Here is a 20,137-nt window from a genome sequence, read left to right as displayed (position 1 = left end):
TTCCCTCCGCTCACGTGTCACTGATTTCCCGTCCCTAGCAGAAACCGCAATCGGCGCACATGCGCAAGGCGCCCGGCAGGCTGTAGGGCAAATTATCGCGGGCGCGCGCCTTCATCCCGGTTTCCCGCCGCACCCTCGTCGGGCGCGAGCCGGCAGGCCCGCCAGATGCAGCGCACCCGCCAGGCAAGGCCGCCGGCAAGAGCCAGGACGAGGAGCATGGCGGCAAGCGTCTTCATGCCGCCGTCCGGGTCCCGCCAGGAACCCGCCCGCAAACGAAAACCGCCAGACCTTCCGGCCCGGCGGTTGTCAAGTCAGCCGGTCGACTCACCCCGGTCAGAGGAACTTCGCCATGGCGACGGCGGTGTCGCCCATCCGGTTGGAGAAGCCCCACTCGTTGTCGTACCATGACAGGATCGACACCAGCGTGCCGTCCATCACCTTGGTCTGGTCCATGTGGAAGATGGAGGAATGCGGATCGTGGTTGAAGTCGATGGAGACGTTCTTGGCCTCGGTATAGCCCAGCACGCCCTTGAGCGGACCGTCGGCGGCCGCCTTGATGGCGGCATTGATCTCGGCCACCGAGGTCGCCTTCTTGGCGATGAACTTGAGGTCCACGACAGACACGTTCGGCGTCGGCACGCGCATGGCGAAACCGTCGAGCTTGCCGTTGAGTTCGGGCAGCACGAGACCCACGGCCTTGGCCGCACCGGTCGAGGTCGGGATCATGCTCATGGCGGCAGCGCGGCCGCGATAGAGATCCTTGTGCATCGTGTCCAGTGTCGGCTGGTCGCCGGTATAGGAATGGATCGTGGTCATCATGCCCTTCTCGATGCCGACGGCGTCGTGCAGCACCTTGGCGACCGGCGAGAGGCAGTTGGTCGTGCAGGACGCGTTGGAAACGACGTGATCGTCAGCCGTCAGGGTGTCATGGTTGACGCCGTAGACGATCGTCTTGTCCGCGCCATCGGCCGGTGCTGAGACCAGCACGCGCTTGGCCCCGGCTTCCAGGTGCATGGCGGCCTTGTCGCGCGCGGTGAAGATGCCCGTGCATTCCATCACGATGTCGACGCCGAGATCGCCCCAGGGCAGGTTCTTCGGGTCGCGCTCGGCCAGCACCTTGAAGCTGTCGCCACCCTCGATGCGGATCGTGTCGCCATCCACCGTAACGCTCTTGGGGAACTTGCCATGCACCGAGTCGAAGCGCATCAGGTGGGCGTTGGTTTCCACCGGGCCCAGGTCGTTGATGGCGACGATGTCGATGTCCTTGCGCCCGGATTCGTAAATGGCGCGCACGACATTTCGGCCAATGCGGCCAAATCCGTTGATGGCGATTCTCACGGTCATGTCAGGTATCTCCCGCAGGCTTCTTCAGGGCCGGGCACGGGCCGGCCGGTTCCGGTTGGATGGCAAGCGGCGGGCTGACCGCCGAAGCTGCCGTTTCTTAGCGGCGCAAGGTGCAAGAATCCAGATGGCTTGCGTCCTTTCACGCCGCCTTTGGCGAAAAGACTTTCCCTTTCAATCGATAAAAACCGATCGCACCCCCGCAGGTGGCGTCCGGCACCCCTCCGCCACGCAAAAAGGCCGCGCCGGCATTCGCTGCCGGCGCGGCCTCATGTCGCGGAACAATCCGGTCAGCCGGCCTGCTTGAGAAGCGTCTCGGCCTTCTCGGCCACGGCTTCCGGCGTGATTCCGAAATGCTTGTAGAGTTCCTCGTAGGGTCCCGAGGCGCCGAAGGAATCCATGCCGACGAACCCGCCGTCCTCGCCGATGAAGCGGTCCCAGCCCATGCGGATGCCGGCTTCCACCGCCACGCGCACAGGCGCGGAACCGAGAATGGCCATCCGGTAGTCGGCATCCTGCTTCGCGAACAGTTCCATGCAGGGCACCGACACGACCCGTGTGGGAATGCCGCGGCCTTCCAGCAGCGTGCGTGCGTTGAGCGCGATCTCCACTTCCGAACCCGTGGCGAACAGCGAGACCTTGGCGTCATCGGAGGCCGTCTGCAGTTCATAGGCACCGAAGGCGCACAGGTTTTCGTCCACATAGTCGCTGCGCACCGCGTGCAGGTTCTGTCGCGTCAGCGCCAGTGTCGATGGCGCGTTCCGCGTTTCCAGCGCGATCTGCCAGCATTCCGCTGTTTCCATCGCGTCGGCCGGACGGAAAACGAGGTGATTGGGGATGGCGCGCAGGGCAGCGAGATGCTCGACCGGCTGGTGCGTCGGCCCGTCTTCGCCCAGGCCGATGGAATCGTGCGTCATCACGTAGATCACGCGCAGGCCCATCAGCGACGACAGCCGCATGGCCGGCCGGGCATAGTCGGAGAAGACCAGGAACGTGCCGGAATAGGGGATCAGGCCGCCATGCAGCGCGATCCCGTTCATCGCCGCCGCCATGGCATGTTCGCGGATGCCGTAGTGGATGAAACGGCCGGAGAAGTCCTCCGGCGTCACCGATGCCGTCTGGCTCGTCTTGGTGTTGTTCGAGCCGGTCAGGTCGGCCGATCCGCCGATCGTCTCGCCGACCGCGCCGTTGATGACCTCGAGCGCCATTTCCGAGGCCTTGCGGGTCGCCACCTTCGGGCGGTCCTGGGCAAGTTTCGCCTTGTATTCGCTGAGCGCCGTCTCGAAGGCGCCAGGCAGGTCGCCGCGCATGACACGCTCGAACTCGCCGCGAATGGAGGCTTCCGTCGCTGCGAGGCGCTTTTCCCACCCCGTGCGTGCCTTGGTGGAACGCAGGCCGGCAAGCCGCCAGGCGTCCAGCACGTCGGAAGGCACGTCGAAGGGTTCTGACGTCCAGTTCAACGCCAGGCGCGTCGCCGCGATCTCTTCCGCCCCGAGCGGCGAGCCATGCACCTTGGCCGTGCCGGCCTTGTTGGGGGCGCCGAAACCGATCGTCGTCTTGCAGGCGATCATGGTCGGCCGGTCGGAATTGCGCGCAGCCTCCAGGGCAGCGGCGATGGCGTCCGGATCATGTCCGTCAACGGCCATGGTCTCCCAGCCCGACGCCTCGAAGCGCTTGCGCTGGTCGGTGCTGTCGGCGATGGAAACCGGCCCGTCGATGGAGATGCTGTTGTCGTCCCACAGCAGGATCAGCTTGGAGAGCTTCAGGTGTCCGGCCAGCGTGATCGCTTCCTGGCTGATGCCTTCCATCAGGCAGCCGTCACCAGCCAGGACATACGTGTAGTGGTTGACGAGATCGTCGCCGTAGCGCGCGTTGAGCAGCCGTTCGGCCAGCGCCATGCCCACACCGTTGGCCACGCCCTGGCCGAGCGGACCGGTCGTCGTCTCGATGCCCGCGGCATGGCCGTATTCGGGGTGACCGGCGGTCTTGGAGCCGACCTGGCGGAAATTGCGGATCTCGTCGATCGTGATGTCCTCGTAGCCCGTCAGGTAGAGCAGCGAGTAGAGGAGCATCGAGCCATGGCCGGCCGACAGGATGAACCGGTCGCGGTCCGGCCAGCCGGGATGCTTGGGGTCATGGTTCATGAACCGCGTATAGAGCACCGTTGCGATGTCGGCCGCACCCATGGGCAGGCCGGGATGGCCCGACTTGGCCTTTTCGACCGCATCCATGGAAAGGAAACGGATCGCGTTGGCCATCCGGTCATGTTTTTCGCGTGTGATCATGTGATTGCTGGTCCTTGCCGGCGGAAAACGGGAGCCTGTCCCTTCATTGGTCCGCATCTGGCGCGTGGTGCGCCGCCCCTCGGAGAAAAGCAGGCGCTACATATCAGGTGCGCATGACGAGTCAACCGGACTGGGGTCCGCGAGGCCCCGATCTCCACCGTTCGCCGAGCGTCGCGCCCGGCTTGCCGGCGCTGCAAAACAGGGGATGACGGACGAAGCCATGTTGACCTCGCCTTAATCCGGCCCGTAATCTTTCACAGATAAACGGTTCACTTTCCGCCACGATTCGCCGCCCTCGCAGCGTGCCGAAAACGGACCCAAGGCCATGACGGGTGACGTGACACTCAAAGAAGCGATTGACCGGCTTTCAAGGGCGCTCGACACCCTTGAGAACGCGGTCGACGCGCGCCTTGAGAAGGAAGCCGATTTCGCCGAGGCCGAGGCGGAAGTGCAGCGCATGAATGCCGACCGCGCCCGCCTGGCCCAGGAGCTTGACAGCTCCGAAGCCCGGGCCGAACGCCTGGAACAGACAAACAAGGAGGTCTCGCGCCGCCTGGTCACGGCCATGGAGACCATCCGGGCCGTTCTCGACCGGTGAGAGCCATGCGCGGACCGGCGAGGGAGGGCCAATGCCACAGGTTTCGGTGATCATCGACGGCAAGACCTACCGGATGGCCTGCGACGAGGGCCAGGAGGAACACCTCGCCGACCTTGCCCGGCGCTTCGACCGCTATGTCACCCACCTGAAGGGTTCCTTCGGCGAGATCGGCGACCAGCGCCTGACGGTCATGGCCGGCATCATGGTCATGGACGAACTGGTGGAGCTTCAGAAGCGCATGCGCGGGCTTCAGGCCGAGGCCGACACCCTGCGCAAGACCCGAGACGAGGCCCTCGCCAGGGCCGATCGCATCGACGCGGGCCTGTCAACGACCATGACGACCCTTGCCGAACGCATGGAATCCATTGCCGGCAGGATCGCCAGGGGATGATGTCCCGCCGCAAGCCCGGCGGGACATGAACCGGATCCGGCCCTTAGCGGCCCATCGTGAGCCGGATAAGGATGTAGAAGACGGTCGGCACGGCAGCCAGAGCCGGCAGGATCAGCGCGGGATAGCCGAAGAAGACAATCGCCAGCAGCCAGGCCGCGGCGAGATTGATGACCGGCAGGACCGGGCGGAAATCGTCCTTCTCCGGCGTGGCTGCGGGTGCGGGTGCGGAAAAATCGGCGCGATCCATCGCGGCAGCGGCAGTGCTCATGGCATATCCCTCATGCTGGTGCGTGCCCGGTCCCGAAGGCCGGCCACTGCGGTTTTGTGTTTGCCGCTATGTGGATGGGCGAGGCCGGATTGGGAAGGCGACAGGAGCGCGCATGTGACAATCTGTCAGGCGCTGGCCGGGCTGCCTTGTCAGCGCAGTGCCGCGAGTTCGCCGGCGAGCGTCTCGACCAGGGCGCCAGCGCCCATCGGCCGGGACAATGCCGCACCCTGGCCTGCCCACCATGCGCCGAAGCCGGTCTCGCCGCGGTTCCTGGCCGCGGCGTTCAGCGCCTTGCCCGCGCCATAGGCATTCGGATAGGCCGCGACCTCCGCGGCGGCAATGCCCACCCCGAAAGCCGTGAAGCGGTTGGTCAGGCAGCGCGCGGGCCGTCCGGAAATGACCCGGGTCATCGCCGTGCCCCCGTGGCCGTCGGTCAGGCGGGCGCGATAGGCGGCATCGGCCGCCGATTCCTCGCAGCAGGCGAAGGCCGTGCCCAGTTGCGCCGCGACTGCCCCAAGTGACAGGGCAGCGGCGATGCCGGCCCCGTCCATGATGCCGCCGGCCGCGATCACCGGGATCGCCAGACGCTGGCTGAGCAGCCGCGTCAGGGCGAATGTTCCAAGACATTCGTCAGCGCCGTTCTCGTCGAAGACGCCGCGATGGCCGCCTGCCTCGAAACCCTGCGCGACCACCGCGTCCATGCCGGCGGCTTCCGCCATCCGCGCTTCCGCCAGCGAGGTCGCGGAAGCCAGCAGCACGATGCCGGCCTCTTTCAGCGCAGCGATGCGCGCGGCATCGGGCAGGCCGAAATGAAAGGAGACGACGGCCGGCCGCTCCTCCAGCAGCATGGCCAGCATGGCGTCGTCTTCCAGGAAACTCGCATAGGCTGGAGGAAGGTCGGCAGGCGGCCGGGCGCCGAACCGTTCGAATTCAGGCGCAAGGCGCCGCAGCCAGGCTTTTTCGCCGGACGCATCGCGTGGCCGCACGGCATGGCAGAACAGGTTGGCATTGATCGCCCTGCCCGTGCGCTCCCGCGTCTCGCGGATCATGGCACGGGCCTCGTCCGGACGGGACGCGCCGAGGCCGAGCGACCCGAGGCCGCCTGCATTGGCGACGGCCGCCGCCATGGCGGGTGTTGCCACGCCGGCCATCGGTGCCTGGACGATGGGATGGGTGAGTTGCAGGCAGGCGATCAAATCGGTCACGGTCCTACCCTTCCATTTCCTCGCGCAGCATTTCGAGTTCCAGCCACTCCTCCTCCGCCCGGTCGCGCGCCGCGCGCTTGGCATCGAGTTCGGCGGCCAGCCTGTTGAAGCCATCGGGATCTTTGGCATAAAGCGCCGGGTCGGCAAGCCGCGCCTCCAGCTTCTCCATTTCGGTAGAAAGCCGCTCGATCTCTTTCGGCAGGTTTTCCAGCGCAAACTTCTGCTTGTAGGACAGCTTTGCCCTTGCCGCCGCTGGCTTGGCAGGCGCAGGCGCGGACGCAGCCGGTTTTGTCTCGGCGCGCGGGGCGGGTTTCGGCTCGGCCAGTTCGAAACGGCTCGTGCCGCGCTGGGCCAGCATGTCGGCATAACCGCCGGCATAGGCAAGCCACTTGCCGCCCGCCTCCGGGGCCAGGGTCGCGGAGACGGTGCGGTCGAGGAAATCGCGGTCGTGGCTGACGAGAATGACCGTGCCGGGAAAACTGGCGACGAGTTCCTGCAGCAGGTCCAGCGTTTCCATGTCGAGATCGTTGGTCGGCTCGTCGAGCACCAGCAGGTTGGCCGGTTGCGCAAGCACCTTGGCCAGCAGCAGCCTCGCCTTCTCGCCGCCGGACAATTCGCGGATCGGCGTGCGCGCCTGTTCGGGCTTGAACAGGAAGTCCTTCATGTAGGACATGACATGGCGGGCCTCGCCATTGATGACGACCTGCTCTCCGCGCCCGCCCGTGAGAAAGGAAGCCGGCGTGTCGTCCGGATCGAGGCGTGCGCGGCCCTGGTCGAGCGTCGCGATTTCCAGATTGACGCCGAGCCGCACCGTGCCGCTGTCGGGCGCCAGTTCCCCGGTCAGCATCTTCAGAAGCGTCGTCTTGCCTGCCCCGTTCGGCCCGACAAGGCCGATGCGGTCGCCGCGCAGGATGCGCATGGAGAAATCGCGAACGATCACCCGCTCGCCATAAGACTTGGAAATGCCCTTGGCCTCGATGACGAGCTTGCCGGAAGCCTCGGCTTCGGAAGCCTCCAGCCGCGCCTTGCCCTCCGGTCCCTGATGCGCGCGGAACGCCTGGCGCATGACCTGCAATTCGCCCAGCCGGCGCATGTTGCGCTTGCGCCGCCCGGAAACGCCGTGAACCACCCAGTGCTCCTCGCGCGCGATCTGGCGGCCGAGCTTGTGCTGCTCGCGTTCCTCTTCCTCGTAAACCTGGTCGCGCCAGTCCTCGAAATGGGCAAAGCCCTTTTCCAGCCGCCGCGTCGTGCCCCTGTCCAGCCACACCGTCGCCTTGGTCACCCGCTCCAGGAAGCGCCGGTCGTGGCTGATCAGGATGATGGCCGAGGTGGACTGCTGCAACTCCTCTTCCAGCCATTCGATGGTCGCGAGATCGAGGTGGTTGGTCGGTTCGTCGAGCAGGAGGATGTCCGGCTGCGGCGCCAGGACGCGCGCCAGCGCCGCGCGCCGCGCCTCGCCACCCGACAGCAGTGCCGGATCGGTCGCGCCGTCAAGGCCGAGATGGTCGAGCAGGTAGGCTACCCGCCATTCCTCGTCGGCAGGTCCGAGCCCGGCCGCGACATAGGCCTCGACGCTGCGATGGTCGCCGAAATCCGGCGCCTGCGGCAGGTAGCGTATGGTCGCGGTGGGCTGGCGGAACACCTCGCCCTCCTGCGCCTCGACGAGGCCAGCGGCGATCTTCAGCAACGTCGACTTGCCCGATCCGTTGCGCCCGACAAGCGCGATCTTGTCGCCGGCCCCGGCCGAAAGCGTGGCGCCGTCGAGGAGCGGCTTGCCGCCGAAGGTCAGGCGGATGCCGTCGAGATGCAGGAGAGGCGGTGCCATGGCGCGAGGACCTTCAGAGTTGCGCAGCCGGATCGGGATGGGCCACCAGCAGCGCCCGGCCCGCCGCCAGTTCGACCGTGAGCGGGCCGAGCGCGACATTGGACATGGTGAGCGACGATCCGAAGGCGACATCCGTGTCGAACAGCGGCCATTTGGCCCCGGTCACGCTCAACCCTTCGAGGTCGCTGAAGGCCAGCACGGAGAACAGCGTTCCCTTCGGCAGGTCGAAGCGGTTCTCCCCGTGCAGGACCGGGTAGCCCTCCTGCTTGCCGGAGGTGATGAGCACCGGCAATCCTGTCTCGGCCACCGAAACGGCGGCGGCCAGGTGCAGGAAGGCATGGTCGATGCGCGGTCCCCCGAAGGCACCGGCCAGGATGAAGGCGCTGGCGCCGCGCTTCAGCGCCTCGGCGATTGCCAGTTCCCCGTCGGTCATGTCCTTGTCTTGCGGAAACGCCATGCGCGGCACGTCCGGGTAGCGCTCGAACAGGGCCACGCCGGCGCTGTCGAAGTCGCCCAGCCAGACCTCCGGGGTCACGCCGAGCAGCGCGGCATGTTCCATGCCCGAATCGGCTGCGATCACGCTGTGTCCGGCCACCTGGCTCATCAGGCGCGGCGTGGCGTGCAACTCGCCGCCGAGAAGAATGACGAATGTGCTCATGCCCGCGCGCTTAGCACGCCATTGCGGCAAGGCAAAGCGTCACGGCCGCAAACCAGGCCGGTCCGCCCCCCTTGCCAGCCCGGCGACGCTCCTCTAAATGCGTGGGTGTTCTAACGGGGTGCCCGCCGGCTTGTTGTCTGGCGCGCTGAGAGGCCTCTCGCCAACCCGCAAAACCTGATCCGGTTAGCACCGGCGGAGGGATTAGACGTTCTGCATGTCCGCAGCGCCTTTTTCTCCGAAACACGAAACGAAAGGGAGCGCAGACAATGCGAAAGATCCTGCTTGCCGCTTGTTCCGCAATCGTCATGGCCGGCCCGGCCGCCGCGGCCGACCTGACCGTCTACACCTATGAGGCCTTCACCGCCGACTGGGGCCCCGGTCCCGTGGTGGAGAAAGCCTTCGAGGCCGAATGCGGCTGTGACATCGAATTTGTCGGCGTGACCGACGGCGTCGCCCTGCTCAACCGGCTGAAGCTGGAGGGTGAGAACACAGGCGCCGACATCATCCTCGGCCTTGACACCAACCTGATGGCGGATGCCAGGAAGACCGGCCTGTTCGCCCCTCACGGCGTCGGCCTCGAAAACGTCGACGTGCCCGGCGGCTGGACCGACGACACCTTCATTCCCTTCGACTACGGCCATTTCGCCGTGGTCTACGACACCGAAGCCGTGGCCAACCCGCCGAAAAGCCTGAAGGAACTGATGGAAGGCGGCGACATGCCGAAAATCGTCATCCAGGACCCGCGCACCTCCACGCCCGGCCTCGGTCTGGTGCTCTGGGTGAAGAAGGTCTATGGCGATGACGCGCCGCAAGCCTGGAAGGCCTTCAGCGACCGCGTGCTGACGGTGACGCCGGGCTGGTCGGAAGCCTACAATCTCTTCGTCAAGGGTGAGGCACCGATGGTGCTCTCCTATGTCACGTCTCCGGCCTATCACATGATCGCCGAGGACACCGACCGCTATCAGGCGGCGGCCTTCGAGGAAGGCCATTACATGCAGATCGAGATCGCCGGCCAGACCGTGAAGGGCAGGGACAACCCGCTGGCCGCCCGTTTCCTCTCCTTCATGACCGGCCCCGGCTTCCAGGATGTGATTCCCGAAACCAACTGGATGATGCCGGCCGGCAAGACCGGAAAGCCGCTGGCCGACGCCTTTTCCAGGCTGGTCGAGCCGTCACGGAGCCTGACCTTCACGCCGGAGGAAGTGGCCGCCAACCGCAAGGCCTGGGTGGACGAGTGGCTTTCCGCCATGAGCCGCTGACGGCCCTGCGGACAGGACCGGCATGAGCGCCCGCGCGACGGCAGGAGAAAAGGCAGGACTGGCCGCGCTGGCCCTGCTTGGCCTGCTGGCCGGCGGCGCACTCGCCGGCCTGGTCCTTTCTGCCACGCGGCAGGGCGGCGATGTGGCCGGCGCCTTCGATTCCTGGCTCTGGTCCGCCGCCCGGTTCACGCTTTGGCAGGCCGCGCTTTCCACGCTGCTCTCCGTCCTGCCGGCGGTCCTTGTCGCCCGCGCGCTCTTCCGCCACCGCTCCTTCCCCGGCCGCGGGCTGATCCTCGGCCTTTTCGCGCTCCCGCTCGCCATCCCCGGCATCGTCGCGGCGCTCGCCACGCTGATGCTCTATGGCCGCGCCGGTCTCCTGGCGCCGGTCCTCGCACCGCTGGCGGACGGGCAATGGCCCGGCGTCTTCGGCCTGTCGGGCATCCTGCTCGCCCATGTCTTCTTCAACCTGCCCCTTGCCGCCCGGATGGTGCTGGAAGCGCTGGAAGCGGTTCCGGCCGACCGCTGGCGCCTTGCCGCGCAACTGGGCATGGGGCCGGCAGCCCGGTTCCGCCTGATCGAATGGCCGGCGCTGGCCTCCGCCCTGCCCGGCATTGCCGGGCTGGTCTTCATGCTCTGCGCCACCTCCTTTGCCGTCGTGCTGACGCTCGGCGGCGGTCCCTCGGCGTCGACGCTGGAAGTGGCCATCTACCAGGCGCTGCGCTTCGATTTCGATCCTGCCCGCGCCGCAGCGCTGACCCTCACGCAACTGGCCCTGACCGGCCTGCTCGTTGCCGGGCTGCAATCCATGGGCGCGCCACTCACGGGAGAAGCCAATCTCATGCTGGCCCGCCGTGGCTACGCGCCGCCCGTATCCCGGAGCCAGGCCGTTGCCGGCATTCTCGTCATCGCGATGGCAGCGGCCTTCGTGGGCGGTCCGCTGGCTGCCATGCTGTTGTCCGGCCTGCAGGCCGACCTGCCGCGCCTCCTTGGCGAGGCAGCCGTGCGTCAGGCCCTGGCGACGAGCCTTGCCCTGGCTCTGGCCTCCGCCCTTCTCGCCGTGGCGCTCACCCTTGCCCTGCTGCGCCTGCGCCTGGATCGGGAGAAGGCCCGGCGCCGCGGCGGCGCTCGGGGCTGGAGCGAATGGGCGGCGGGCAACGGCGCCAGCCTGATCCTTCTCGTCCCGCCCATCGTCATTGGCGCGGGCTGGTTCATCCTCGCGGTGGAGGCCGGTCAATTGCGCCTGACGGGCATCATCGGCCCTGCCCTTGTCGCCACGGTCAACGCCGCCATGGCCATGCCCTTCGTCATGCGTCTTTTGGGCCCCGCCCACGACATGGCCGCCGCACGCCATGACCGTCTCGCGGCCAATCTCGGCCTGACCGGCTGGACGCGCCTGCGCCTGATCGACCTGCCGGCATTGAAAGGGCCGCTGGCCGCCGGCTTTGCCTTCGCCATGGCTCTCTCTCTCGGCGACCTTGGTGTCATCGCCCTGTTCGGCTCGGAGGATTTTCGTACGCTGCCATGGCTGCTCCATGCGCGCATGGGCAGCTATCGCACCGATGACGCCGCCGGCCTGGCGCTGATCCTTGCTCTTTCCTGCCTGGCATTGATGATGGTTGCAGCGCGGGCAGGAAGGGTCAGGGCATGAGCGGCGGTCTCGAGGTGGAATTGAGGGGAGTCCGGCTCGCCCTGGACGGGTTCGAGGCTTCCTTCGACGTGCGTCTGGAGGCCGGGAGCATCACCGCGCTGGTCGGCGCGTCGGGTTCGGGCAAGTCGACCTTCCTGAACCTGATCGCCGGTTTCGACCGTCCCGGCAGCGGCCAGATCCTGATCGGTGGCCAGGACATGACGGAACACGACCCCGCCCGCCGCCCGGTCTCGATGGTTTTCCAGGAGAACAACCTCTTCGGCCATCTCGACATCGCCGCCAATGTCGGCCTCGGGCGTTCGCCCTCGCTGCGCCTTTCGGCGAGCGACCGCGCCGACATCGCGCAAGCACTCGAACGGACCGGCCTTGCCGGCAAGGAACGGCGAAAGCCGGCCGAACTCTCGGGCGGCGAGCGCCAGCGCGCCGCACTCGCGCGCGTGCTGGTCCGCGACCGCCCGGTCCTGCTGCTCGACGAACCCTTCGCATCCCTCGGCCCCGCCCTGCGGGCTGGCATGCTGGACCTGCTGGCCGCCCTTCAGCGCGAAACCGGGATGACGATGGTCATGGTCACACATCACCCGGAAGACGCCGTGGCGCTCGGGGGCCAGGCACTCTTCCTGGAAGACGGGCGCATCGCCGCCCACGGCCGGGCCAGCGATCTGTTCGGACCGCAAGGCCCGGAGGCGGTACGCCGCTATACCGGCCAGACATGAAGCGGCAAGCCGCCCTTCCGCCTGCTTTTCGCCGCTTTTGACAACGAGACAGGGCGGTGGACGGACTTGCCATCGGACCCCGCCTGTGTCTACGTGGACCGGTAACCGGCGCGCCCTCCACGCCCGATTTGCCGATGGTGGTTGAACTGGAACGCCTGACCCTCCCCTTTTCCGCCTTGTTGCGCCACGCAGCGCGCGGTGCCGCGCTGGTTGCGGTCGCGTCGTTCCTGTCGGCCTGTTCGCTGACCGGACAGGACGGTGCGGGCGAGGTGCTGAAGCCATCAGACAATCCCGTCACGTTTGAATCCTCGGCGCGCGACGAACGCATGCGAAAGCTGGCCGAATCGCAACATCCGCGCATTCTTGAAACCTATGGTGGCGAATATTCCGACCCGCGCCTTGAGCGCATGGTGGCGCGCGTGGTCGGCCGCCTGATCGCGGCGACACAGGATCCCGGCCAGTCCTACAAGATCACCATCCTGGATTCGCCCTCGGTCAATGCCTTTGCCCTGCCCGGCGGATATCTTTATGTCACGCGCGGCCTTCTGGCACTCGCCAATGACAGCGCGGAACTCGCAGCCGTCCTGTCCCACGAAATGGCCCATGTGACCGCCAATCACGGCATCCAGCGCCGCCAGGCCGAGCAGGAAGCCGGCATCGCCGAAAAGGTGGCGCAGGACGTGCTCGCCGGCGATCCCAACGCTCGCGCGGCGGTGATCCGGGGCAAGCTGCGCCTGGCGGAATTCTCCCGCAACCAGGAACTCGAAGCCGACGCGATTTCGATCAAGCAGATCGGCGAGGCGGGTTTCGATCCGTTCGCCGCCGCCCGCTTCCTGCGTTCGATGAGCGCCTATTCGCAGTTCCGCTCCGTCAGCGGGGCCGACGATCCTTCACTCGACTTCCTTGCGTCGCACCCGTCCAGCCAGCGGCGGATAGACCTTGCGCTGCGCCATGCCCGCACCTTCGGGCCGCCAGGCAGCGGCGTCACCGACCGCGAGGCCTACCTCGATGGAATCGACGGGATCATCTATGGCGATACGCCCGAGGAAGGCTACGTGCGCGGCCGCGACTTCCTGCATCCGGGTCTCGGCATCCGCTTCTCGGTGCCGCCCGGTTTCGTTCTCGACAATTCCGCGGCGGCCGTGACGGCGGCCGGCCCCGGCGACGTGGCGGTCCGCTTCGATGGTGTTGCCGTGGACCGGTCCACCGGTCCGGAAGCCTATATCGCCAGCGGATGGGTTTCGGGGCTGGATGAAACGTCCATCCGCTCTGCAAGGATCGGCGGATTTCAGGCCGCCACGGCGCGCGCCGCCGCCGATGGCTGGCGGTTCGACATCGCCGTCGTCCGCGCCGGTCCGCAGATCTTCCGCATCCTCACCGCGGCACCGGCCAACAGCTCCGCCCTCGATTCGACCGCATCCTTCGTGCGTGACAGTTTCGCGACCATGACGCAAGCGGAACGCCAGTCCCTGAAGCCGCTGAGGATCCGGGTTGTCCGGGTCGCAGCCGGCCAGTCCATGGCCACGCTTGCCGCCCGCATGACCGGAACCGACCGCAAGCTGGACCTGTTCCGTCTGCTCAATGCCATGGGACCGGGTTCGACGGTTTCCACCGGGGACCGCGTCAAGATCGTGACCGACCAGTAACGACCCGCATTCCGGTCAAGGTCCGGCCCCGCGGGCAGTCAGTGCTGCGCCATTCGGGGGTCTGCGGCCACCAGGGCACCATGCAGCTTTTCGATGGCCCTGTTCTCGATCTGGCGCACGCGTTCCTTGGAGATGCCCAGCTTTGCACCCAGCGATTCCAGTGTCGCGCCGTCCTCGGTCAGGCGGCGCTGCCGGATGATGAAAAGCTCGCGCTCGTTGAGAATGTTGAGGGCGCCGTGCAGCCACTTCGACCGGCGTTCCTCGTCGATTGTCCCGCCGACGACCTCGTCTGGCTGGGGCGCATCCGAAACGAGGAAGTCCATCTTTTCAGCGCCATTGTCCTCGCTCTGGCTGACGGTCATGTTGAGCGAGGTGTCGGGTCCGGAAAGGCGCGAATCCATCAGCGCGACATCGTCCTTGGAGACGCCCAGTTTCTGCGAGATCTGGTCATGGATTTCGTCGATGTTCATCGGTTCCGGGCCGCGCGCCAGCTTTGCCCTGAGACGGCGGAGGTTGAAGAACAGTGCCTTCTGCGTCGAGGACGTGCCGCCGCGCACGATGGACCAGTTGCGCAGGATGTAATCCTGGATCGAAGCCCTGATCCACCACGTTGCATAGGTCGAGAACCGCACCTCGCGCTCCGGATCGAAACGCGCCGCCGCTTCAAGGAGACCGACATGTCCTTCCTGGATCAGGTCGTTGAGCGGAAGTCCGAAATTGCGGAACCGCGCGGCCATCGAGATCACCAGCCGCATGTGCGCGGTCGTGATGCGGTGCAGCGCCTGCTGATCCCTTTCCTCTTTCCAGCGAACGGCCAGCGCATGTTCCTCGTCCCGTTCGAGATATGGCGCTTTCATGGCGGCGCGGACCATGCGGTTGCGTAATGCGTCGTCGGACATGATTGCCTCCGGAAAAGGTTCTGACCTCGCTCGTTCATACGCTTCCGCCCGCTTTCGGATCAGGCCGGGACCGTTGCACGATACAACGCCGTCCCTTGGAAACGGGTCGAGCGCGGATTTCGTTCCCACCGGTTCAGGAAATATGAAGCGAACGGTCGCGCATGCGGCGGGATAGACGGATGGCGGTCGAACCTGCCGATCCGGTTTTGGATGGAATTCCAAGGCGTTCCCGAGGCCATGAGGCGTTGTGGAACCGGGAACCGGGCGCGCGAACTGAAAAAGCCCCGGCACGGGGCCGGGGCTTGTCAAGAAAGACTGAACGCTGTGTTGCCGCGATCAGGCCGCTTCTTCCTGGTCGGCTTCCTCGTTGTCGGCCTTGGCGCCGCGGCGCGGGCCCTTGTTAAGGTTCTGCTCGATCAGGTTGACGGCCTCGGTCTCGCTCATCTTGTTGACCGCGGCGATTTCGCGGGCCATGCGGTCAAGGGCGGCTTCGTAGAGCTGGCGTTCCGAATAGGACTGTTCCGGCTGGTTCTCGGCCCGGTAGAGGTCGCGCACGACTTCCGAGATCGAGATCAGGTCGCCCGAATTGATCTTCGCGTCATATTCCTGTGCGCGGCGCGACCACATGGTGCGCTTCACACGGGCCCGGCCCTGGACGACCTTGAGAGCACGATCGACATAATCGGTTTCGGAAAGCTTGCGCATGCCGATGGAAACGGCCTTGGCGACCGGCACCTTGAGGCGCATCTTGTCCTTCTGGAAATCGATCACAAAAAGCTCCAGCTTGTGCCCGGCGACTTCCTGTTCCTCGATGGCGACGATCTGGCCGACGCCATGCGCCGGATACACGATGCTCTCGCCGGTCTTGAAACCCTGACGCTGTGCCGATTTCTTCTGCTGGGTGGCCATACGCTTCTTTACTCCCTGTTGGACGCGGGCGGTTTCGCCAGCATCGGAAACGGGCCGGATCGCGGACAAGCAGACACGCGGGCCAAAACCGCACCCCCCGGCACCAAACCGCCCCTTGGACACGACTGTCACGCCCTGCCCTGGATGATCTTGGCCTGACTGGTGAGGCTTGAACCTTTCAAAGATTAACGCGCAGCGCGCATGTGGCTGATTGCATGAACCGGCATGATGTGAGGTAAATATCACAAAAAAGCGAAAGAATCAAGAATTTGCCGCATACGCGAACGGGGACTCCCTTTTCCGGGCCCGGAAAAGGGGAGTGACCTAACGTTAACTTTCATACACGTGCCGCCTGAAGCAGGCGTTCATTCACTCGTCGCCGGTTCCGGGCTCGGCCGAAAAGTATTTCTCGAACTTGCCCGGCTCGCCGTCGAATTTTTCGGCATCCGGCATCTGGTCTTTCTTGACGGTGATGTTTGGCCAGATCGAAGCATATTCTGTATTCAGCTTCAGCCAGTCTTCAAGGCCCGGTTCAGTATCGGGTTTTATGGCCTCAGCGGGGCATTCCGGCTCGCAAACGCCGCAGTCGATGCATTCGTCGGGATGAATGACGAGCATGTTCTCGCCTTCATAGAAACAGTCGACCGGACAGACCTCGACGCAATCTGTGTATTTGCACTTGATGCAATTGTCGGTGACGATATAGGTCATCTCAGGCTCCGGCGCTTCAAGCATCGCTCCGTTCTTTTGCGTGTCAGGTAACGGCTTTGGATGCCCCTGACAAGAGAAAGCTTTGCTGCCCGGCGGGCATTTCGGGTCAAGTTTTTGCGGTGCGGCAGAATGGCGCGCCTTCCATGGCCGGCGGCCGCAGGACCGGCGAATTCAGCCATCGCTGCCTTTCAGCCGGTCCGTCTGGCGCCGCTCCTTCTTGGTCGGCCGGCCCTTCCCGGCCTCGCGCACCGGCAGCAACTGGTCTGGCAGCCGCTCGTCGCGCGACGGCGGCGGTGGCGAAAGATCCTCGTAGAGCAACCGGGCTTCCTCGTATGGTCCGCGCCGGGCACCCGGCGCCACGATCTTCAGAACCAGGACACGCCCTTCCAGCGTCACGGTCAGCACGTCGCCCGGACGCACCGCCTTGGCGGCGCTCTCGGTCTTGTCGCGATTGACCCGGACGCGGCCAGACTGGACCAGCTTGGCGGCCAGCGACCGCGATTTCACGATACGCGCGAAGAACAGCCACTTGTCCAGCCGCTGGCGTCCGCCGCCATCCGCGCCGGCCTCGGCCGTCATGCCGCTGGAAGACCTGTCCGCGCCGTCATGGCGTCATTTGCCCATCTTGTCCTTTAGCGCAGCCAGCTTGGCAAAGGGAGAATCCGGATCGATCCGCTGCGGCTTGGCCTCGCGCTGCGGCTTGCCGGCTTGCGGCCGCTCCGGCTTGCCATGCCCCTTGTTCGGAGGCTTCGGCCCGCGCTTCTGGTCACGGCCCCGGCCCTTGAAACCTTCGCGCTTTGGCTCGTTTTCGCGCCCGCGCGGCGCCTGCGGACGGCCCCGCCCCTCGGCCCGGCCCTGCCGCCAGACGGTGATCGTGCGCGGCGCTTCCGGTTCCCTGTCCGCGCTGTCGGCCTGGTCCGGCGTCTGTTCGGCGGCAATGTCGGCGCCGCCTTCACTGGTTTCCGGAGCCGGTTCCGCTGCCTCGCCGGCGGGCTGCGGGCTGGCTTCTGCCGCGGCAGTCTCCGCCGCATCGTCCGTTCCGGGCGTCTGCGCCGGTATCGCATCCAGGCTCGCCGCGGGACCGGTGTTTGCAGCGTCATCCGCCGGCGCCGCGACGGCCTCCGGCTTGCCGGCCGCATCCAGCGCGGCCAGGTGCGCTTCAACCTCTTCGGCGGGTTTTGTCTCGCCGCGGTAGCCCAGCGCCCCGAGGATCTCGTCCATGTCGTCGGGCGTCGCGCCGAGGATGGACATCATCGCCGGCGTGACGACGAAGGCGCGCCCGTCATAGCCGCCCTCCGGCCGGTTGCCCTGACCGGGCTGCCAGGAAACGGCGGGGCGGATGAGATCGGCCAGCCGCTCCAGGATGTCGACGCGCACGGCCCGCCGACCGAGCACGCGGAACCCCGCCAGACGGTAGAATTCGGTCTTGAACGCCGGGTCGGTGACGACCGAGGTACGCCCGGCGGCAAGCGCCGCCACCACGTCGCCAAAGCCCGGCTCGTCCCTGGCATCGTGGAACAAGGCCCAGAGCGTGGTGATCAGCCCCGCCGGCGCCGGCTTGAGGAGCGCAGGGACAAAAAGGTGATAGGCGCCGAAACGCACACCCAGCTTGCGCAGGCCCGCTCGCGTGTCCTGGTCGAGCGCCTTGACCTCGTCGGCGATCTCGCGCCGGTTGATCACGCCCATCTGTTCGGCCATGCGGAAGGCGATACCCTTGGCGATGCCTTCCAGCCCTTCTCCCGCCGCCAGGTCCTGCAGGGGCTTCAGGAGGCTTTCGACCTGGTAGCCGACGAAACGCTCGGCCCGCGCCGCGACCTTGTCGCGCGCCGGGCCGGTCAGCTGTTCATCGGCCAGCAGGATCACGCGCGGCCGCAGGACATTGTCACCGGCGGCCAGCATGGCGATGGGCGAGCCAAGCCAGCGCAGGATGCCGTCGGACGACAGGGCAAGGTCGCCATTGGCCGTGGCGGCGAAACGCTCGGCACGCGCATCGAATTCCTGCCCCAGCGCCTTCTGCGCCGCGCCCTTCACAGCCTTGGCGTCCTCGCCTTCCGCAGACGTGTCGGCTGTGAACCGGAACCCCTGCAACTGACCGACGTGATGGCCTTCGACAGTGACGTCCCCGGCCGGGCTGATTTCCGCTTCCAGCATCGTGTTTTCTCTCAAGCGCCTCATGAGCACGGAAGTCCTGCGGTCTACGAAGCGTTTCGTCAACCTTTCATGCAGGGCATCCGACAGCCTGTCCTCGATCTCGCGTGTTTTTTCCTGCCAGTGTGCCGGATCGGCCAGCCATCCCGGCCGGTGCGAGACGAATGTCCATGTCCGGATCTGTGCCACGCGGGCCGACAGCGTGTCGATATCGCCCTCGGTCCGGTCGGCCCGTCGCACCTGTTCGGCCATGTAATCCTCATCGACATGGCCGTGCCGCACCAGGTCGCCGTAAAGCTGGCCGATGATCTCCGAATGCTGTGCCGGGGCAATACGCCGGTAGTCCGGCAGCGCACAGACGTCCCAGAGCAGTTCCACCCGTTCGCGGTTCGTCGCCAATGCCTGCACGTCCGGATCGCGCGAGAGGAAGCCCAGCGCCTGCTGGTCGACGGCCGGCAGCGCCCGCGTCAGCCCTTCCACCGGCGGGATGGTTTCCAGCGACCGGGCAAGCGCCGCAAGGCTGGAGAAATCGAACTGCGCGGTCCGCCATTGCAGCGTGCGCACCGGCGCGAAGTCGTGCGCCTCCAGCCGCTCGATAAGTTCCTCCTCGAACATGTCCGCCTGTCCGGTGACCCCGAACGTGCCGTCGCGCGTGTGCCGCCCGGCACGTCCCGCGATCTGGCCGAGTTCCGCCGGCGTCAGTTGCCGGTACTGGAACCCGTCGAACTTGTAGGTCTGGGCAAAGGCGACATGGTCCACGTCGAGGTTCAGCCCCATGCCGATGGCATCTGTCGCCACCAGGAAATCCACGTCGCCCGACTGGTAGAGGCCGACCTGCGCGTTGCGTGTGCGCGGGCTGAGCGCGCCGAGCACGACCGCCACGCCGCCGCGCTGGCGGCGGATGAGTTCGCCGATCGCATAGACCTCGTCGGCGGAGAAGGCGACGATGGCGGACCGGCGCGGCAGGCGGGTGATCTTCTTCGATCCCGACCAGGCAAGATGCGACATGCGCGGCCGCGTCACCACGGAAAGGCCGCGCAGCAGCTTTTCCAGGATGCCGCGCATGGTGCCGGCGCCGAGCAGCAGGGTTTCCTGCCGCCCGCGCAGATGCAGGATGCGGTCGGTGAAGATATGCCCGCGCTCCAGATCACCGGCCAGTTGCACCTCGTCGATGGCCACGAAGGCGGCATCGGTCTGGCGCGGCATGGCTTCCACCGTGCACACCGAATAACGCGCGCCGGGCGGGTTGATCTTCTCCTCGCCGGTGACAAGCGCCACGTTGCCCGCGCCCACCTTTTCGCAGACCCGGCCATAGACCTCCCGCGCCAGCAGGCGCAGTGGCAGGCCGATCACGCCGCTGTCGTGCGCGACCATGCGCTCGATTGCCAGGTGTGTCTTGCCGGTATTGGTGGGACCCAGCACCGCCGTGACATCCCGCCCGGAAAGGACGAGCGGTTCGTTCTGTCTTGCGGGCGCGTTCATCGTGGGCGGAGCGGTCCTTCGGACGGATCAGGGACAGCGCAAGGGCTGCGCCCGTTTCCAAAGCACAGCTGGAAGCAGGCTGCAAGCACGACCGGTCCTTTTCTCATTCATGCGCCGGTTGCAACCGGTGCGCGGATTCAGGCGGAACGAG

General features: G+C 66.4%; 18 protein-coding genes and 1 riboswitch. Of the genes, 6 read left to right on the top strand and 12 right to left on the bottom strand.

Translation table 11 applies throughout. The features are described from left to right. Positions 1-92: 92 nt before the first annotated feature. From ACLB6G_RS04010 to tkt, 3 genes are all read right to left on the bottom strand, one after another. A complete protein-coding gene (locus ACLB6G_RS04010) occupies positions 93-236 on the bottom strand; it encodes a hypothetical protein (protein WP_410354813.1) in 144 nt (47 codons plus the stop codon). A 97-nt stretch (positions 237-333) separates the two neighbouring features. Further along, a complete protein-coding gene (gene gap / locus ACLB6G_RS04005; protein WP_410354812.1) occupies positions 334-1,344 on the bottom strand; it encodes a type I glyceraldehyde-3-phosphate dehydrogenase in 1,011 nt (336 codons plus the stop codon). A 287-nt stretch (positions 1,345-1,631) separates the two neighbouring features. Continuing rightward, a complete protein-coding gene (gene tkt / locus ACLB6G_RS04000; protein WP_410354811.1) occupies positions 1,632-3,626 on the bottom strand; it encodes a transketolase in 1,995 nt (664 codons plus the stop codon). A 325-nt stretch (positions 3,627-3,951) separates the two neighbouring features. On the opposite strand from tkt, the gene ACLB6G_RS03995 reads away from it, so the two are divergent. After that, on the top strand, positions 3,952-4,224 hold the full coding sequence (locus tag ACLB6G_RS03995; RefSeq protein WP_410354810.1) for a DUF4164 domain-containing protein: 273 nt from the start codon (positions 3,952-3,954) through the stop codon (positions 4,222-4,224). Positions 4,225-4,255: 31 nt separating this feature from the next. Beyond that, positions 4,256-4,615 carry a cell division protein ZapA gene (locus tag ACLB6G_RS03990; protein ID WP_410354809.1) on the top strand — a complete coding sequence of 120 codons (360 nt, stop codon included), beginning with the start codon at positions 4,256-4,258 and terminating at the stop codon, positions 4,613-4,615. A gap of 43 nt (positions 4,616-4,658) precedes the next feature. Here ACLB6G_RS03990 and ACLB6G_RS03985 read toward each other — a convergent pair whose 3' ends face one another. The 4 genes from ACLB6G_RS03985 to ACLB6G_RS03970 all read right to left on the bottom strand — a co-directional run bounded on the left by ACLB6G_RS03985 (position 4,659) and on the right by ACLB6G_RS03970 (position 8,571). Further along, positions 4,659-4,883, bottom strand: a complete 225-nt coding sequence (locus ACLB6G_RS03985) for a hypothetical protein (RefSeq protein ID WP_410354808.1) — start codon at positions 4,881-4,883, stop codon at positions 4,659-4,661. A 149-nt stretch (positions 4,884-5,032) separates the two neighbouring features. Continuing rightward, positions 5,033-6,088 (bottom strand): NAD(P)H-dependent flavin oxidoreductase, encoded by a 1,056-nt coding sequence (locus ACLB6G_RS03980; RefSeq protein WP_410354807.1) that lies wholly within the window; start codon positions 6,086-6,088, stop codon positions 5,033-5,035. Between the two features lie 4 nt (positions 6,089-6,092). Beyond that, positions 6,093-7,913, bottom strand: a complete 1,821-nt coding sequence (locus ACLB6G_RS03975; protein WP_410354806.1) for an ABC-F family ATP-binding cassette domain-containing protein — start codon at positions 7,911-7,913, stop codon at positions 6,093-6,095. Between the two features lie 13 nt (positions 7,914-7,926). Continuing rightward, positions 7,927-8,571 carry a thiamine diphosphokinase gene (locus ACLB6G_RS03970; protein ID WP_410354805.1) on the bottom strand — a complete coding sequence of 215 codons (645 nt, stop codon included), beginning with the start codon at positions 8,569-8,571 and terminating at the stop codon, positions 7,927-7,929. Between the two features lie 104 nt (positions 8,572-8,675). After that, positions 8,676-8,789: riboswitch (TPP riboswitch) on the top strand. Positions 8,790-8,837: 48 nt separating this feature from the next. Here ACLB6G_RS03970 and thiB point away from each other — a divergent pair. The 4 genes from thiB to ACLB6G_RS03950 all read left to right on the top strand — a co-directional run bounded on the left by thiB (position 8,838) and on the right by ACLB6G_RS03950 (position 13,837). Next, complete coding sequence (gene thiB, locus ACLB6G_RS03965; protein WP_410354804.1) at positions 8,838-9,830, top strand: thiamine ABC transporter substrate binding subunit; 993 nt, start codon at positions 8,838-8,840, stop codon at positions 9,828-9,830. A gap of 22 nt (positions 9,831-9,852) precedes the next feature. Next, on the top strand, positions 9,853-11,478 hold the full coding sequence (gene thiP, locus ACLB6G_RS03960) for a thiamine/thiamine pyrophosphate ABC transporter permease (protein WP_410354803.1): 1,626 nt from the start codon (positions 9,853-9,855) through the stop codon (positions 11,476-11,478). Continuing rightward, positions 11,475-12,191, top strand: a complete 717-nt coding sequence (locus ACLB6G_RS03955; RefSeq protein ID WP_410354802.1) for a thiamine ABC transporter ATP-binding protein — start codon at positions 11,475-11,477, stop codon at positions 12,189-12,191. Before thiP ends, ACLB6G_RS03955 begins: the two co-directional genes overlap by 4 nt. A 134-nt stretch (positions 12,192-12,325) precedes the next feature. Beyond that, complete coding sequence (locus ACLB6G_RS03950) at positions 12,326-13,837, top strand: M48 family metalloprotease (protein ID WP_410354801.1); 1,512 nt, start codon at positions 12,326-12,328, stop codon at positions 13,835-13,837. Positions 13,838-13,875: 38 nt separating this feature from the next. On the opposite strand, the gene ACLB6G_RS03945 is transcribed toward ACLB6G_RS03950, so the two are convergent. The 5 genes from ACLB6G_RS03945 to ACLB6G_RS03925 all read right to left on the bottom strand — a co-directional run bounded on the left by ACLB6G_RS03945 (position 13,876) and on the right by ACLB6G_RS03925 (position 19,986). Then, positions 13,876-14,736 carry an RNA polymerase factor sigma-32 gene (locus ACLB6G_RS03945; RefSeq protein ID WP_410354800.1) on the bottom strand — a complete coding sequence of 287 codons (861 nt, stop codon included), beginning with the start codon at positions 14,734-14,736 and terminating at the stop codon, positions 13,876-13,878. A gap of 336 nt (positions 14,737-15,072) precedes the next feature. Continuing rightward, on the bottom strand, positions 15,073-15,645 hold the full coding sequence (locus ACLB6G_RS03940) for a CarD family transcriptional regulator (RefSeq protein WP_410354799.1): 573 nt from the start codon (positions 15,643-15,645) through the stop codon (positions 15,073-15,075). A gap of 369 nt (positions 15,646-16,014) precedes the next feature. Next, positions 16,015-16,356, bottom strand: coding sequence for a ferredoxin FdxA (gene fdxA, locus ACLB6G_RS03935; RefSeq protein ID WP_410355163.1), 342 nt, complete (start codon positions 16,354-16,356; stop codon positions 16,015-16,017). A 171-nt stretch (positions 16,357-16,527) separates the two neighbouring features. Next, positions 16,528-16,935, bottom strand: a complete 408-nt coding sequence (locus ACLB6G_RS03930) for an RNA-binding S4 domain-containing protein (RefSeq protein WP_410354798.1) — start codon at positions 16,933-16,935, stop codon at positions 16,528-16,530. Between the two features lie 33 nt (positions 16,936-16,968). Further along, positions 16,969-19,986: a helicase-related protein gene (locus ACLB6G_RS03925; RefSeq protein WP_410354797.1), complete on the bottom strand. Its 3,018-nt coding sequence runs from the start codon at positions 19,984-19,986 to the stop codon at positions 16,969-16,971. Between the last annotated feature and the right edge of the window lie 151 nt (positions 19,987-20,137).

This window comes from Zhengella sedimenti (assembly GCF_046506625.1).
Classification (GTDB): Bacteria; Pseudomonadota; Alphaproteobacteria; order Rhizobiales; family Rhizobiaceae; genus Zhengella; species Zhengella sedimenti.
The sequence above is the reverse complement of the archived record's forward strand: the minus strand, read 5'-3'. Positions and strand labels throughout refer to the sequence as shown.

What these genes read in the sequence shown, in the direction of transcription:
- ACLB6G_RS03975 (WP_410354806.1), bottom strand. Translation starts at nt 7,913, where the DNA reads ATGGCACCGCCTCTCCTGCATCTCGACGGCATCCGCCTGACCTTCGGC.
- ACLB6G_RS03955 (WP_410354802.1), top strand. Translation starts at nt 11,475, where the DNA reads ATGAGCGGCGGTCTCGAGGTGGAATTGAGGGGAGTCCGGCTCGCCCTG.
- thiP (WP_410354803.1), top strand. Translation starts at nt 9,853, where the DNA reads ATGAGCGCCCGCGCGACGGCAGGAGAAAAGGCAGGACTGGCCGCGCTG.
- ACLB6G_RS03985 (WP_410354808.1), bottom strand. Translation starts at nt 4,883, where the DNA reads ATGAGCACTGCCGCTGCCGCGATGGATCGCGCCGATTTTTCCGCACCC.
- ACLB6G_RS03950 (WP_410354801.1), top strand. Translation starts at nt 12,326, where the DNA reads ATGGTGGTTGAACTGGAACGCCTGACCCTCCCCTTTTCCGCCTTGTTG.
- ACLB6G_RS03990 (WP_410354809.1), top strand. Translation starts at nt 4,256, where the DNA reads ATGCCACAGGTTTCGGTGATCATCGACGGCAAGACCTACCGGATGGCC.
- tkt (WP_410354811.1), bottom strand. Translation starts at nt 3,626, where the DNA reads ATGATCACACGCGAAAAACATGACCGGATGGCCAACGCGATCCGTTTC.
- ACLB6G_RS03925 (WP_410354797.1), bottom strand. Translation starts at nt 19,986, where the DNA reads ATGAACGCGCCCGCAAGACAGAACGAACCGCTCGTCCTTTCCGGGCGG.
- ACLB6G_RS03970 (WP_410354805.1), bottom strand. Translation starts at nt 8,571, where the DNA reads ATGAGCACATTCGTCATTCTTCTCGGCGGCGAGTTGCACGCCACGCCG.
- ACLB6G_RS03945 (WP_410354800.1), bottom strand. Translation starts at nt 14,736, where the DNA reads ATGTCCGACGACGCATTACGCAACCGCATGGTCCGCGCCGCCATGAAA.
- gap (WP_410354812.1), bottom strand. Translation starts at nt 1,344, where the DNA reads ATGACCGTGAGAATCGCCATCAACGGATTTGGCCGCATTGGCCGAAAT.
- fdxA (WP_410355163.1), bottom strand. Translation starts at nt 16,356, where the DNA reads ATGACCTATATCGTCACCGACAATTGCATCAAGTGCAAATACACAGAT.
- ACLB6G_RS03930 (WP_410354798.1), bottom strand. Translation starts at nt 16,935, where the DNA reads ATGACGGCCGAGGCCGGCGCGGATGGCGGCGGACGCCAGCGGCTGGAC.
- ACLB6G_RS04010 (WP_410354813.1), bottom strand. Translation starts at nt 236, where the DNA reads ATGAAGACGCTTGCCGCCATGCTCCTCGTCCTGGCTCTTGCCGGCGGC.
- ACLB6G_RS03940 (WP_410354799.1), bottom strand. Translation starts at nt 15,645, where the DNA reads ATGGCCACCCAGCAGAAGAAATCGGCACAGCGTCAGGGTTTCAAGACC.
- thiB (WP_410354804.1), top strand. Translation starts at nt 8,838, where the DNA reads ATGCGAAAGATCCTGCTTGCCGCTTGTTCCGCAATCGTCATGGCCGGC.
- ACLB6G_RS03995 (WP_410354810.1), top strand. Translation starts at nt 3,952, where the DNA reads ATGACGGGTGACGTGACACTCAAAGAAGCGATTGACCGGCTTTCAAGG.